Origin of the sequence: Marinobacter sp. F4216 (assembly GCF_019931195.1) — a bacterium.
Classification (GTDB): Bacteria; Pseudomonadota; Gammaproteobacteria; order Pseudomonadales; family Oleiphilaceae; genus Marinobacter; species Marinobacter suaedae.
In genome coordinates, this window is record NZ_JAIOUO010000002.1 from 872,115 (window position 1) to 885,510 (window position 13,396).

At 56.5% G+C, this 13,396-nt stretch carries 15 protein-coding genes and 1 tRNA gene; 7 read left to right on the plus strand and 9 right to left on the minus strand.

Annotation, left to right across the window (positions count from 1 at the left end):
* Positions 1-79 precede the first annotated feature (79 nt).
* Positions 80-1,732 (minus strand): electron transfer flavoprotein-ubiquinone oxidoreductase, encoded by a 1,653-nt coding sequence (locus tag K8I84_RS04490; RefSeq protein ID WP_223793510.1) that lies wholly within the window; start codon positions 1,730-1,732, stop codon positions 80-82.
* A 517-nt stretch (positions 1,733-2,249) separates the two neighbouring features.
* Here K8I84_RS04490 and K8I84_RS04495 point away from each other — a divergent pair.
* From K8I84_RS04495 to K8I84_RS04505, 3 genes are all read left to right on the plus strand, one after another.
* Positions 2,250-2,999, plus strand: a complete 750-nt coding sequence (locus K8I84_RS04495; protein WP_223793511.1) for an electron transfer flavoprotein subunit beta/FixA family protein — start codon at positions 2,250-2,252, stop codon at positions 2,997-2,999.
* Positions 3,000-3,941, plus strand: coding sequence for an electron transfer flavoprotein subunit alpha/FixB family protein (locus K8I84_RS04500; RefSeq protein WP_223793512.1), 942 nt, complete (start codon positions 3,000-3,002; stop codon positions 3,939-3,941).
* Between the two features lie 108 nt (positions 3,942-4,049).
* The gene (locus K8I84_RS04505; protein WP_223793513.1) at positions 4,050-4,916 is read left to right on the plus strand and encodes a putative RNA methyltransferase; all 867 of its coding nucleotides are present in this window, start codon (positions 4,050-4,052) and stop codon (positions 4,914-4,916) included.
* Between the two features lie 74 nt (positions 4,917-4,990).
* Here the strand turns inward: K8I84_RS04505 and K8I84_RS04510 are convergent, their stop codons facing one another.
* The 8 genes from K8I84_RS04510 to K8I84_RS04545 all read right to left on the minus strand — a co-directional run bounded on the left by K8I84_RS04510 (position 4,991) and on the right by K8I84_RS04545 (position 10,572).
* A complete protein-coding gene (locus tag K8I84_RS04510; RefSeq protein WP_223793514.1) occupies positions 4,991-5,578 on the minus strand; it encodes a cytochrome c3 family protein in 588 nt (195 codons plus the stop codon).
* A 9-nt stretch (positions 5,579-5,587) separates the two neighbouring features.
* Entirely contained in the window at positions 5,588-6,079 is a 492-nt protein-coding gene (locus tag K8I84_RS04515; protein ID WP_223793515.1) for a nitrate reductase cytochrome c-type subunit, read from the minus strand.
* A gap of 8 nt (positions 6,080-6,087) precedes the next feature.
* Positions 6,088-8,583, minus strand: coding sequence for a periplasmic nitrate reductase subunit alpha (napA, locus tag K8I84_RS04520; RefSeq protein WP_223793516.1), 2,496 nt, complete (start codon positions 8,581-8,583; stop codon positions 6,088-6,090).
* 9 nt (positions 8,584-8,592) lie between these two features.
* Positions 8,593-8,844 (minus strand): chaperone NapD, encoded by a 252-nt coding sequence (locus tag K8I84_RS04525; RefSeq protein WP_223793517.1) that lies wholly within the window; start codon positions 8,842-8,844, stop codon positions 8,593-8,595.
* Positions 8,834-9,331: a ferredoxin-type protein NapF gene (napF, locus tag K8I84_RS04530; RefSeq protein ID WP_223793518.1), complete on the minus strand. Its 498-nt coding sequence runs from the start codon at positions 9,329-9,331 to the stop codon at positions 8,834-8,836. Before napF ends, K8I84_RS04525 begins: the two co-directional genes overlap by 11 nt.
* 24 nt (positions 9,332-9,355) lie before the next feature.
* The gene (gene napE / locus K8I84_RS04535; RefSeq protein ID WP_223793519.1) at positions 9,356-9,520 is read right to left on the minus strand and encodes a periplasmic nitrate reductase, NapE protein; all 165 of its coding nucleotides are present in this window, start codon (positions 9,518-9,520) and stop codon (positions 9,356-9,358) included.
* A gap of 222 nt (positions 9,521-9,742) precedes the next feature.
* Positions 9,743-10,231 carry a hypothetical protein gene (locus tag K8I84_RS04540; RefSeq protein ID WP_223793520.1) on the minus strand — a complete coding sequence of 163 codons (489 nt, stop codon included), beginning with the start codon at positions 10,229-10,231 and terminating at the stop codon, positions 9,743-9,745.
* Positions 10,232-10,242: 11 nt separating this feature from the next.
* Positions 10,243-10,572 (minus strand): hypothetical protein, encoded by a 330-nt coding sequence (locus tag K8I84_RS04545; RefSeq protein ID WP_223793521.1) that lies wholly within the window; start codon positions 10,570-10,572, stop codon positions 10,243-10,245.
* Positions 10,573-10,773: 201 nt separating this feature from the next.
* Between K8I84_RS04545 and K8I84_RS04550 the strand changes: the two genes are divergently transcribed.
* The 4 genes from K8I84_RS04550 to K8I84_RS04565 all read left to right on the plus strand — a co-directional run bounded on the left by K8I84_RS04550 (position 10,774) and on the right by K8I84_RS04565 (position 13,294).
* The gene (locus K8I84_RS04550) at positions 10,774-11,193 is read left to right on the plus strand and encodes a hypothetical protein (RefSeq protein ID WP_223793522.1); all 420 of its coding nucleotides are present in this window, start codon (positions 10,774-10,776) and stop codon (positions 11,191-11,193) included.
* Positions 11,194-11,225: 32 nt separating this feature from the next.
* Positions 11,226-12,467 carry a saccharopine dehydrogenase family protein gene (locus K8I84_RS04555; protein ID WP_223793523.1) on the plus strand — a complete coding sequence of 414 codons (1,242 nt, stop codon included), beginning with the start codon at positions 11,226-11,228 and terminating at the stop codon, positions 12,465-12,467.
* 30 nt (positions 12,468-12,497) lie between these two features.
* Positions 12,498-13,118, plus strand: a complete 621-nt coding sequence (locus tag K8I84_RS04560; protein ID WP_223793524.1) for a class I SAM-dependent methyltransferase — start codon at positions 12,498-12,500, stop codon at positions 13,116-13,118.
* An 89-nt stretch (positions 13,119-13,207) separates the two neighbouring features.
* Positions 13,208-13,294: transfer RNA gene (locus tag K8I84_RS04565), tRNA-Leu, on the plus strand.
* Positions 13,295-13,396 lie beyond the last annotated feature (102 nt).

The following is a 13,396-nucleotide window of genomic DNA, read 5'->3' on the forward strand; positions in this document are numbered from 1 at the left end:
AGGCTGATGCTCAGATGACTATTATTGGCAATAAAAAACGGCCCGATGAGGGCCGCTTTTTATTCAGGTGAACACCCGGTTACATGTTCGGGTAGTTGGGGCCACCGCCGCCTTCCGGAGTAACCCAGGTAATGTTCTGAGCAGGATCCTTGATGTCGCAGGTCTTGCAGTGAACACAGTTCTGGGCATTGATCTGGAAGCGCTGGCCGCTGCCATCGTCGCTGTCAACCACTTCGTATACGCCGGCCGGGCAGTAGCGCTGGGCAGGTTCGTTGAACTTCGGCAGGTTCTCCTTGAGCGGAATGTCCGGATCGGTCAGCTTCAGGTGAACCGGCTGGTCTTCCTCGTGGTTGGTGTTGGAAATAAACACCGATGACAGGCGATCGAACGTCAGCGTGTTATCCGGCTTCGGGTAATCGATCTTCTTGGCTTCCGACGCTGGCTTCAGAGTGGCGTAGTCCGGAGTGGTGTCATGGAAGGTGAACGGCAGGCTGCCACGCAGAATGTTCTGCTCGAAGAAGGCAATTGCGCCACCAACAACGTTACCGAACTTGTGCATGGCTGGTCCAAAGTTACGCTCGGCGTAAAGCTCCTTGTACAACCAGCTGTCTTCAAAGCGCTTCTGGAAGCTGGTGATTTCTTCACCCGCCTTGCCGTCTTTCAGCGCTTCGAACACCGCTTCAGCTCCGAGCAGGCCGGACTTCATGGCCGTGTGGGAACCTTTGATCTTGGAGCTGTTCAGGGTGCCGGCATCGCAGCCCAGCAGCAGGCCGCCCGGGAAGCTCATCTTCGGCAGGGCGTTGTAACCGCCCTTGGCAATGGCACGGGCACCGTAGGATACGCGCTTGCCGCCTTCCAGGTATTTGCGGATTTCCGGATGCAGCTTCAGGCGCTGGAACTCCTCGAACGGGCTCAGGTGGGGGTTGCTGTAGCTCAGATCGGTGATCAGGCCCACGTATACCTGGCCGTTTTCCAGATGATAGAGGAAGGAGCCGCCGGTGGAGCCGCTCTCGTTCAGAGGCCAGCCAGTGGTGTGCACAACCAGGCCAGGCTCGTGTTTGGCCGGGTCGATGTCCCACAGTTCCTTGATGCCGATGCCGTAATGCTGCGGATCCTTGCCTTCATCAAGCTTGTATTCCTCGATCAGGCGTTTGCCCAGGTGTCCGCGACAACCCTCGGTGAACAGGGTGTACTTGGCCCGCAGTTCCATGCCGGGCATGAAGCCGTCTTTCTCAGAGCCATCACGGGCAACACCCATGTCACCGGTAATGATGCCTTTTACCTGGCCGTCTTCAATGATGGTCTCGGCTGCCGCAAAGCCGGGGTAGACTTCTACGCCCAACTGCTCGGCCTGCTCGGCCAGCCAGCGGCACAGGTTGCCCAGGCTGATGATGTAGTTGCCGTGGTTGTGCATATTCTTGGGCACGAAACCATTCGGAATCTTGGTGGCTGTTTCCTGGTTCTTCAGCAGGAAAATGTCGTCCCGTGTGACCGGCGTGTTCAGGGGAGCGCCTTTTTCTTTCCAGTCCGGGAACAATTCATTGAGGGCTGTTGGTTCGAAAACGGTGCCGGCCAAAATGTGAGCGCCGATTTCAGACCCTTTTTCAACCACACATACGGTAAGTTCCTCGCCAGCTTCCTGCGCCAACTGCATGACACGGCAGGCTGCCGACAGGCCCGCAGGGCCACCGCCGACGATAAGAACATCAAATTCCATCGATTCGCGTTCCACGTTGGTCTCCTCAACTTCTTTAATGGATAGTGTGCCCGCAGGCTAATGAAAGGGCGATATCATACCGGTAAAACTGCGTACAGACGACCGGCCATCGCGGTTTGCCCCGAGTTTTCGTTTCCCGAGGATATCGCATTTGGTGAGTCAAACAAACGTTTGTTTGAAATTCTGCCGAGTCTTTGGCATGGTACGTACTCTCCGAAACACTCTCGAAACCGGGTAGTTACCGGATCAACCGGTTTGCGAGCGTTGAGACTTAAGGCCGGGTTGGCTCTGGTAACGCGGGAAGTCGGTAAGTCGGGCCTATTGACCCGCCTTTACTTTGACTGCAGTATTAGTCCGCCATGACAGCGGGGCCGCCCAGCTAGCTGTTTGTAACCTTTGGTGTGGATACCCATAATTTCGGTTTCACGCTGATCTGACAGGCATCAGGATCGCTTCATTGGCCGCCAATCCGGCCGACTAACGATTTTTCCTGATGACGTCTTTAAACCCATCGTAGAAGAACGAGGAATCTATGAAGGTTCTGGTCGCTGTAAAACGAGTAATCGACTACAACGTAAAGGTCCGCGTCAAGCCGGACAACACCGGTGTTGATCTCGCCAACGTGAAGATGGCAATGAACCCGTTCTGCGAAATCGCAGTTGAAGAAGCGGTTCGCCTGAAAGAGAAGGGCGTTGCCAGTGAAATCGTTGTGGTTTCCATTGGCCCGAAGACTGCCCAGGAGCAAATCCGTACCGCTCTGGCGCTGGGCGCTGACCGCGGTATCCACGTCGAGACCGACGAAGAGGTTCAGTCCCTCGAAGCCGCCAAGTTGCTGAAGGCCGTTGTCGAGAAAGAAGAACCCAAGCTGGTTATCCTCGGCAAGCAGTCCATCGACTCCGACAACAACCAGACTGGCCAGATGCTGGCCGCGCTGACCGGTATGGGTCAGGGCACGTTTGCTTCCGAAGTGGTTGTTGATGGCGACAAGGTCAACGTGACCCGTGAAGTTGACGGTGGTCTGATCACTGTTGGCCTGAATCTGCCTGCGGTTGTTACCACTGACCTGCGTCTGAACGAGCCGCGTTACGCTTCTCTGCCGAACATCATGAAGGCCAAGAAGAAGCCGCTGGACGCGACCTCTCCGGCAGATCTGGGTGTCGATATTTCACCGCGCCTGTCCACCCTGAAAGTAGAAGCGCCTGCCTCTCGCCAGGCTGGTGTTAAGGTGGCTGACGTAGCTGAGCTGGTCGATAAACTGAAGAACGAAGCGAAGGTGATCTAAATGAGCATCCTGGTAATTGCTGAACACGACAACAGCAGCCTGAAGCAGGCTACCCTGAATGTGGTAGCGGCTGCCAAAGCCATCGGTGGTGACGTTGACGTTCTGGTTGCCGGTGAAAACTGCGGTGCCGTCGCTGAGTCTGCTGCCAAGGCAGAAGGCGTAAACAAGGTACTGGTTGCCGACAACGCCGCTTACGGGCACTTCCTTGCCGAAAACCTCGGTGAGCTGGTTGCCGAAGTTGGCAAAGGCTACAGCCACATCCTGGCCGCCGCCGGTACTACAGGTAAAGATTTCATGCCGCGCGTTGCTGCGCTGCTGGACGTTGCCCAGGTATCCGACATCATCCGCGTTGAGTCCGACGACACTTTCGTTCGTCCGATCTACGCAGGTAATGCCATCGCGACGGTTAAGTCCAGCGACAGCATCAAGGTGATCACTGTTCGTCCGACCGCGTTTGATCCCGTAGCCGCAGAAGGTGGCTCCGCCGCGGTTGAGCAGCTGAACGTTGTTAAGGATGCAGGCCTGTCCGTATTCGTCAGCGAAGAGCTGGCAGAATCCGATCGTCCTGATCTGGGTAGCGCCGGCATCGTTGTTTCCGGCGGTCGCGGTATGCAGAACGGCGACAACTTCAAGATGCTGGAAAGCGTTGCTGACCTGCTGGGCGCAGCGGTCGGTGCTTCCCGTGCAGCGGTTGATGCCGGCTTCGTTCCCAACGACATGCAGGTTGGCCAGACCGGTAAGATCGTTGCTCCGCAGCTGTACATTGCCGTCGGCATCTCCGGTGCCATCCAGCACCTGGCCGGTATGTCTGACTCCAAGGTGATCGTTGCGATCAACAAGGACGAAGAAGCACCGATCTTCCAGGTAGCTGACTACGGACTGGTTGCCGACCTGTTCGAAGCGGTGCCGCAGCTGGAAGAAGAGCTGAAGAAAGTTTTGTAACTTTCGGTTCCGCTCAGAAAAAAGGCATCCCACGCGGGTGCCTTTTTTCGTTTATGGGTCCTAAACTGTCTCAGTGGTTTCTTCTCTCCAACCTGGATTCTGACACCTGTGCTTTCAATTCCCTTTACTGCACTGACTTGCCCTCTTGATGGCGAACCCCTGAACCAGCAGGAATCATCCTGGCGGTGCGCCAACGGCCACAGCTTCGATGTTGCGCGACAGGGCTATATTCACCTGCTGCCGGTTCAGAAAAAGAAATCCCGGGACCCCGGCGACAGTAAGGAGATGGTTGCTGCCCGGCAACGATTTTTGCAGAAAGGGTTCTACAGGCCTATTTCAGAAGGGATAAGCGAGGCGGTTCGCACTGGAATTGAGAGCGCCAACCCATTCCGCTGCCTCGACGCCGGGTGTGGAGAGGGCTATTACCTCCGCCAACTGGCACAAACGCTACCGGATGATCGTGATTGCGAACTGATCGGCAACGATATTTCCAAATGGGCCGTCTTGAAGGCTGCTCAGCAGGATCGGCGCGCTGTTCGTTGGGTGGTTGCCAGCAACGCGAATCTGCCCGTCGAGTCGGACACCCTCGACTGTGTGCTGAGTCTGTTTGGCTTTCCGGTTTACAGCGAGTTTTACCGGGTTCTGAAGGAAGGTGGTTTACTGGTTCAGGTGGATGCCGGGCCTGATCACTTGCGGGAACTGCGCGAGATTATTTACCCCGAGTTGAAGCCGCCAGCCGATAAACGGGCGGTCCCTGCCGGCTTTGAAAGCCTGGATGAAATCCGGGTGACCTATCAGATGACCCTGGATAACCGGGAGGACATTCAGGATCTGCTGGCCATGACGCCGCACCTGTATCGGGCGAGCGCTGAGGGAAAGGCGAGGGCGGAAGCGCTGGACTCGTTGACTGTGACGGTCGACGCCGTAATCCAGGCCTTCAGGAAAAAGGAACAGGAGATGCAGACCGAAGGCTGATGGAGCAAGCTATCTGGGTCCCAGCAGTGGCCATCGACGTCAGAGCCACTGCCTGCCCCATCAACCGAATGTCATCACCACCCCTCAATGCCGGACATATCCGGTAATTCGTGGGCGATCCCCTTGTGGCAATCAATGCAGGTTTTTTCGCCGCTGGCCAGGTTCGTTGAATGCTGCTGGGCCGCTCGCCCGCTCTGGGCGGTGTAATCCATGTATTCAAAGTTATGGCAGTTGCGACACTCGAGGGAATCGTTCGCCTTCAGGCGAGCCCACTCATGCTCTGCCAGCTCGCGGCGCTTGGCGAGGAATTTTTCCCGCGTATTGATGGTGCCAAATATCTTCCCCCAGACTTCCTTGGAGGCCTGCATTTTCCGGGCGATCTTGTCCGTCCAGTCATGGGGGACATGGCAGTCCGGGCAGGTCGCGCGGACGCCCGATCGATTGGTGTAGTGAATGGTGGTTTTAAGCTCCTCGAACACGTTGTCCCGCATTTCATGGCAGCCGGTGCAGAAAGCTTCCGTATTGGTGACCTCCAGGGCAGTGTTAAAACCGCCCCAGAAAATGATGCCGGCAACGAAGCCGCCAATCACCAGCGTTCCCAGACTGTAATGGACACTCGGGCGCCTGAGAGTGTGCCAAATACGCTTGATGGTATTTTTCATAGCACCTCCTCAGTCACTGCTTTCAGCAGGCTGATTTCCGGATTCTTGTTGTTTTTGATTCATGAGTTGGTACATGTCCACAAACTGGTTTGAGACGAGCTCCTTGGCGTCGTGCTGAACCACATGACACTGGTTGCAGAAATAGCGGCGAGGGGATATTTCTGCCAGGAAATTACCGTCCCTGTCCATGTAGTGGGTGACGCTGACCATCGGAGCCTGCGACTCTTCAATACGGTCTCTGGAATGGCAGGACATGCATTTGTTGGCATTCAGATCGACCTGGTAGTTGTCGATCTTGTGTGGAATCAGCGGCGGCTGCATGGGATAGGCCCGGCTGCGCCTGACGTCATCGTTATTCACTTTCGGGATGGCTTCGGGCTCCTTCTGGGTGTCGATAGCCGTTGCATTGCGCAAGGTGGCGATGTCATCGGCAGACACCACCAGCGAAACGATCCCAAGTAAGATGCTTGCTACGAGGAGAGGTACTATGGAAAGTTTCATGCTGCCCCCTAAGCCTTCTCTATGCGTACAGCACATTTTTTGAAGTCGGTTTGTTTTGACATGGGGTCGGTTGCGTCCAGGGTTACCTTGTTCACTAACCGGCTTGCGTCAAACCACGCCATAAACACCAGGCCAACGGGAGGTTTGTTTCGCCCCCGGGTTTCCACCCTGGTCTGCACCTCGCCTCGTCTTGAAACGATTTTGACGAGATCGCCCCGGCGAAGGTCCCGGCTCCTCGCGTCATCCGGATGCATGTAGACGACCGCATCGGGAATGGACTTGTAGAGTTCAGGAACCCGCTGGGTCATCGACCCTGAATGCCAGTGTTCCAGAACGCGCCCGGTCGACAACCACAGGTCATATTCTTCATCGGGGGACTCGGCTGGTGGTTCATAGGGGAGGGCGAAGATGACCGCCCGGTTGTCCTCGTGGCCGTAAAACTGGAAGCCGGTGCCTTCTTCAACGTAGGGGTCGCTGCCCTCACGGAAACGCCACAAGGTCTCTGCGCCGTCCACGACCGGCCACCGCAATCCACGCACCTCGTGGTACCTGTCAAAGGGGGCCAGGTCATGGGCTTTTCCGCGGCCAAACGCGGCGTATTCCTCAAATAGGCCTTTCTGGATGTAAAAGCCAAAATGACGGGCTTCCTGATTGAGGCGATCCTCCGGAATTTCATCGAGGGAGAACTGGTCCACCTGGCCGTTGGTAAACAGCACCTCATAAAGGGTTTTGTCCTTGTACTCGGGGGCTTTGTCGATGAGCTCCTGGGGCCACACTTCGCTGACCTTGAAGCGCTTCGAAAACTCGACCAGTTGCCACAAGTCGGAATAAGCACCTTCGGGCGCTGAAACCTGCTGGTACCAGAGCTGCGTCCGGCGTTCGGCGTTTCCGTAACCGCCTTCTTTCTCGACCCACATGGCCGCAGGCAGAATCAAATCGGCGGCCTGGGCCGTTACCGTGGGGTAGGCGTCCGAGACGACGATGAAGTTATCCGGATTGCGATAGCCCGGAAAGCCCTCCTCGTTCACGTTGGCGGCCGCCTGCATGTTGTTATTCACCTGAACCCAGTAAAAGTTGGTCTTGCCATCCTTTAGCATGCGGTTCTGCAGCACGGCGTGATATCCCTGTTCGGGGTTGATGGTACCCTCGGGGAGTTTCCAGATTTTTTCGGCCTTCTTGCGATGGTCCGGGTTCATTACCACCATATCGGCGGGCAGACGGTGGGCAAAGGTGCCCACTTCACGGGCGGTTCCGCAGGCGGAGGGCTGGCCGGTCAGGGAGAATGGGCTGTTGCCCGGAGTGGCAATTTTCCCGGTCAGCAGATGGATGTTATAGACCAGATTGTTGGCCCATACGCCCCGGGTGTGCTGATTGAAGCCCATGGTCCAGAAAGACATGACTTTGGTGTCCGGATCGGCATAAAGCTCCGCTAGCTGCTCGAGTTTTTCCTTTGAAACACCGGACAGTTCCGACACATAGTCGGCGGTGTACTCGCTGACAAAGTCCGCATACTCCTCAAACGTAATCGGGCTGGCCGCACCTGCGTCGTCCGCATGCTTGGCCTTTTTCTGAAGCGGGTGTTCGGGCCGCAAACCATAGCCGATGTCGGTGTTGCCGAGCTTGAAGTTGGTGTGCTTGTCGACGAAGTCCTTGTTAACCCGATCATTCTCGATAATGTAGTTGGCAATGTAATTGAGGATCGCGAGGTCGGTTTGGGGCGTGAAAACGATCCCGTTATCCGCCAGTTCAAAACTGCGATGCTCGAAGGTTGACAGCACCGCCACCTTGACATGGGGCGCGCTCAGGCGGCGGTCGGTAACCCGTGTCCAGAGGATCGGGTGCATCTCCGCCATATTGGAGCCCCAGAGCACAAACGCATCGGCATTTTCGATGTCGTCGTAACAGCCCATGGGCTCGTCGATACCAAAGGTGCGCATGAACCCGACAACCGCCGACGCCATGCAGTGGCGGGCGTTCGGATCAATATTGTTGGATCGGAAGCCAGCCTTGTACAGCTTTGACGCCGCGTAGCCCTCCATGATGGTCCACTGGCCGGAACCAAACATCCCGACGCCATTCGGGCCGTGTTTCTCCAGGGCGGCCTTGGCCTTTTCCGCCATGAGGTCGAACGCCTCATCCCATTCAATGGGCGTGAAATCACCGTCCTTGTCGTACTGGCCATCTTTCATGCGCAGCAGCGGCTGGGTCAGGCGGTCTTCGCCGTACATGATCTTCGACAGGAAATAGCCTTTGACGCAGTTCAGGCCTCGGTTCACCGGCGACTTGATGTCGCCGTGGGTGGCAACGACCTTGCCATCCAGTGTTGCGACGTTGACGCTGCACCCGGTACCGCAAAACCGGCAGGGTGCTTTGTCCCATTTCAGTTTGGTGATATCGGAACTGGTGATCAGGTTGGATGCGCCGGCAGGTAGTGCGACCCCCGCAGTGGCTGCCGCTACCGCTACAGCATTCGCTTTAATAAACTCACGACGGTTCATGTTCATGGTCGCGTCCTATTCTTCAATATATTGGTGATAAACCGGCGACAGGCTTAACATGCCGGGAATGAGCTTGAGCTGGTCGGCACGTTGACCAATCACGCCTTGCTGCTCAGCTTCAATGGTGAAAACGACCTTTCCCTGCTCGTTGGTGACATGAACTTCTGCGCCGGGTGTCGCTCGAATCGAGTCCAATACGGCATCCTTCCGGCTTACATCAATCAGGCTGATAAAACTGGCCACATGGTATTCTTTGCTATTGGACATAGTCGGGCTCCAGCAACGGGATGAGTTCAAGGGATTGACTGGGGCAGGTGCCAACACAGGCCCCGCAGTTGGTGCAAAGTGACTGCCGGATGCGGGGTGTGGGAATGGCACTGTCGTAGCGGAATTCGATGGCCTGGGCATCGCAAACATCCTTGCAGCTCTGACAGTAGATACTGTTTTTGGCCAGACAGTTGTCCTTGATGTGCAGGGCGGCCAACCAGGCCGGCTCGTCCGCGGCCCGAAACAGAGGCTCGGCGCAGGCATCAACGCATTTGTGGCAGAACGTACACTCGCCACCGCTGAAGTCCACGCGAATGCTGCCATCCCCACCCCGTACCAGAATGTCCTCCGGGCACGCCGACAGGCAGTCACCGCACTGAGTACACCCTTCCGCGAAAACGGCTTCACTGATGACCCACGGCAACCGGAGTGGCGGAGCCACTTGCAGGGGTTTGCCCAACAGGAGGTTGCGTCTTGACCTGTCCACGACAGGTTTTGCTCCTGCCATCGATTAACTGACTCCGGGAGGGCCAAAGATCAGCTGACTGAACCAGATGATGAAGCCATAGGTGCCGACAATCGCCACCGTCAGGATGGGCGCGAGAAACACCGCCAGGAAAATGAAGGTGTTGCGCTCTGCTCGTTTCTCGCTTTGCGGGTCTGTTTGCTGGGTCATGACGGGTCTCATCAGAATTGCGCGGCAGACACGACCCAAAGGAAAAAGCGTTCATCGGCGCTGCGGTGGTCGTTGATGCGGGCGCGTTTGGCAGATTAGGGACTTCAAAGAGTGTAGTAGAAGTCGCCGGCCGCGCCAGAAACGGCTGGGGCGACGGATTTCAGAAACCCGGGGCAGGGCGAGGGTAGCGTGCTAACCCTCTGATAAGGCGAGAAGGTTTGATCAGTGGTCCGAGGAACCCTTGCTGGACATTTTTTTCGGCGAGTCTTTCCCGGCGGATATCTTTTTTTCACTTTTGTTCACGACGATCACATCGGCCAGGCTCCGCAGCGCACGGTTAGTGGTTCGCACCGCGCTGTAAAAGCTTTCGCTGGTTTCATCGTGGCTGCTCTTGGCCTGGCGGGCACTGACCTTGAAGTCTTCGTCTTTGGAGAACAGATCAATCAGCCCGAAGGTGGTGTTGGAAATGGCCTTGTGTACCTTTTCCACGGCCGTTGTCCCGCCAGTGACGGCGTCTTCGAGCAACCGGGTGCGATTGCGCAATTCCAGCATATCAAGCCGGGCTTTCTGGATAGCGCTCTGGGCTGAAATCTGATGACTGTTCAACAGGCGTAGCTGTTTTTTGGTTCGTCGGATGCCAGAGAATACGTAGACCAGGCCGCAAAGCGCCAGGAGCTGGAGAGCGAGTGTGGCAATGGCATATGGGGGCATGAGTCTGCCTCCTACCGGTACTCAATGTGCATTTGAACCGGAATGTTTCGTTCCGACATTTCCTGCTCGAGTTCCTTCATCACTTCCTGATAGACAATTTTGCGCACCATGATGGGCAGCTTGTCGGCAAGAACGCGGGCGGATTTGGATTCACGTTTTGCCAGGCCGATCGGATCAATCACCCGCAGGGTCAGGACCAGCTCAGGCTCCTGCGTGGACCCGGTGAGTTCATTGCTCTTCAGCATGCGGGTAATCAATTGCTGCTGCATGATCAGTTGCCAGCACAGGAACGCGCTGAACAGAACGAGCAACAGGGTGAGAATGATGAGAAAGGTAGCCAATTAACGCCTCCTTGGCAGCTTGGAGTAATCCCTGACAGTTTGCCGCATCAATTATGACAATCGATTGACCTTGAAGACACCGATATCAGCGCAAGGGTGAAAGAAAGCCGGATGGGGTACCTGTTACGATGAATTGCACTCGTCGCCTTCAGCATGCAAAATCAATTAGTTAAATAACCCTAAGGATCGAGGGACCCGATCATGATCTGGCTCAAGGCTTTTATCGCCGGTTTTCTGTCGACGCTGATATTCCATCAGGGACTGTTTGCACTGCTGCATCTGGCAGGTATGACGCCCGTTCCACCCTACAATCTCGCGCCGGTGCCTCCACTGGGCGTTCCCTCTGTGATTTCCCTCAGTTTCTTTGGCGGATTGTGGGGCATCGTCATCTGGTTTCTGGCCGGGCGACTGGCTTCAGCCAGTTACTGGATCGGCCACATCGTGATCGGGGCACTGGGGCCAACGGCCGTGGCGATGCTGGTGGTGTTCCCGATGAAGGGGCTGGATGTCACCTCGACCACGTGGGTCGGGGGGCTTTTGCTCAACGGATTCTGGGGCCTTGGTGTGGCCATTTTCATGAAAATGACGGGCGGCGGGCAATCGCTGCAGAGTTCTGACTAAATTCCATTCGCGCGAAAAACAAAGGACAGACAATGACAACTTCAAAGAACGCGACTTATGACCTCGTAGTCTTTGGTGCGACCAGTTTCGTCGGCCAGATTCTCACTAAATACCTGCTGGACAACTACGGCGAAGGGAAGGATGTCAAATGGGCTCTGGCGGGGCGCTCGGAAAGCAAGCTTAAGAGCCTCAAATCGGACCTGGGCAAGAACGGCGAGAACCTGCCGGTCATCGTTGCTGACGCTTCGGATGAGGCGGCTCTTCGTAACCTGTGCGAGCAGACCCGCGTGGTGATCTCCACTGTTGGCCCCTATGCGCTCTATGGCGAGCCACTGGTAAAAGCCTGTGTTGAAACCGGCACCGATTACTGTGACCTGACCGGTGAGGTTCAGTGGATTCGTCGCATGATCCAGACCTATGAGGAGCAGGCCAAAGCCTCGGGCGCACGCATTGTCCACTGCTGCGGGTTTGACTCAATCCCGTCCGATATGGGCGTATGGTTCCTGCAGAGCAAGGCGGAAGAAACCTTCGGCGCGCCCTGCCAGGATGTTCGCATGCGCGTGAAAGCCGCAAAAGGCGGTATGTCCGGTGGGACCGTCGCTTCCATGATGAACATCGCCCGGGAAGCCGCAGCGGACCCCAAACTGCGCAAGGAGCTGGCCAACCCGTTCTCCCTGTGCCCGCCCGATCACCGCTCGGAAACACGGCAGCCGAGTCTGAAGGGCGCCGAGTTCGACAAGACCTTCAACGCCTGGCTGGCCCCGTTTGTTATGGGCGCCATCAACACCCGAATCGTGCATCGCTCCAACGCCCTGCAGTCGACGCGGTATGGCAAGGAGTTTACCTACGATGAGGCGATGATCACGGGTAAAGGCAATAAGGGCCGGTTCACTGCCTATGGCATGACCGCAGCCCTTGCGAGTTTCTTTACCGCCTCGGCCTTCAAGCCAACCAGCTGGCTGGTGAACAAGTTTGTACCCCAGCCGGGGGAAGGGCCCAGCCCGGAAGAGCAGGAAAACGGGTTTTACGACCTGCGTTTCGTGGGGCGGACGCCCGATGGCAAAACCATGATCACCAAAGTGACTGGCGACCGGGACCCGGGTTACGGCTCCACCGGTAAAATGCTGGGAGAGGCCGGCATGTGCCTGGCGTTCGACGTACCCAGGGAAAAGGAAGGCGGTTTCTGGACCCCATCCACCTTGCTCGATGGCGACCTGCTGGAACGACTGACCAGTAAAGCCGGTCTTACCTTCGAGGTTGTCGAAACCCGGTAAGGTCAACACGCCCGAAATGGAGGAGGTCCAGTGAGCTTTTACGAAGAACGCATTCTACCGCATGTGATTAACTGGGCCTGCTCCGAAGGGCATGTGATGAAACTTCGCAGCCAGGTTGTCCCCCATGCCAAAGGCACGGTGCTTGAGGTTGGCATGGGATCTGCCATTAATCTGGAGTTTTATGATCCCGAAACGGTTGATCTGGTGTACGGGCTGGAGCCATCAGAAGGCATGCGGCGCAAGGCGCAGGGCAATCTTGAGCGGTCACCGGTACCCGTGGAGTGGTTGGGGTTGCCCGGGGAACAGATTCCCCTGGCCGATAACAGCGTGGATACGGTATTGCTAACCTTCACGCTGTGCACCATCCCGGACTGGTCGGCGGCGCTCCAGCAAATGAAGCGCGTGCTGAAGCCAGAGGGGGAATTGCTTTTTCTGGAGCACGGCGAATCGGCGGATGCCAGCGTCTGCAAATGGCAGCACCGAATCACGCCAACCTGGAAGAAGTTCGCCGGCGGCTGCCATCTGGATAGACCCATCGCGGAACTGATCAAGGGGAGTGGCTTCCGGATTCAGGAGATGGAAAACCTCTACCTCCCGAAAACGCCGAAAATTGCCGGTTATATCTACAAAGGGCGGGCCGTCATAGCCTGAAACGACCTTATCCGGCCGGCAGACCCAGACCGAATTGCGTTACCGAACCAGCGCTTATACAATGCCTCCCGCAACGCCTCCCTTCCGATGCCCGGATGGTGAAATTGGTAGACACAAGAGACTTAAAATCTCTCGACCTCACGGTCGTGCCGGTTCGATTCCGGCTCCGGGCACCATAAAAATCAAAACGTTACAAGATTGATTTTTTCTCGACAAATTGAATAATCTCCCGTGTAGACAATATGTAGACGCTTGACGTGTCAGTTACACGAATAGGG

Coding starts and splice junctions, on each gene's coding strand:
- K8I84_RS04500 (WP_223793512.1), top strand. CDS start 3,000: ATGAGCATCCTGGTAATTGCTGAACACGACAACAGCAGCCTGAAGCAG.
- napA (WP_223793516.1), bottom strand. CDS start 8,583: ATGAACATGAACCGTCGTGAGTTTATTAAAGCGAATGCTGTAGCGGTA.
- K8I84_RS04515 (WP_223793515.1), bottom strand. CDS start 6,079: ATGAAACTTTCCATAGTACCTCTCCTCGTAGCAAGCATCTTACTTGGG.
- K8I84_RS04510 (WP_223793514.1), bottom strand. CDS start 5,578: ATGAAAAATACCATCAAGCGTATTTGGCACACTCTCAGGCGCCCGAGT.
- napE (WP_223793519.1), bottom strand. CDS start 9,520: ATGACCCAGCAAACAGACCCGCAAAGCGAGAAACGAGCAGAGCGCAAC.
- K8I84_RS04495 (WP_223793511.1), top strand. CDS start 2,250: ATGAAGGTTCTGGTCGCTGTAAAACGAGTAATCGACTACAACGTAAAG.
- K8I84_RS04540 (WP_223793520.1), bottom strand. CDS start 10,231: ATGCCCCCATATGCCATTGCCACACTCGCTCTCCAGCTCCTGGCGCTT.
- K8I84_RS04525 (WP_223793517.1), bottom strand. CDS start 8,844: ATGTCCAATAGCAAAGAATACCATGTGGCCAGTTTTATCAGCCTGATT.
- K8I84_RS04555 (WP_223793523.1), top strand. CDS start 11,226: ATGACAACTTCAAAGAACGCGACTTATGACCTCGTAGTCTTTGGTGCG.
- K8I84_RS04550 (WP_223793522.1), top strand. CDS start 10,774: ATGATCTGGCTCAAGGCTTTTATCGCCGGTTTTCTGTCGACGCTGATA.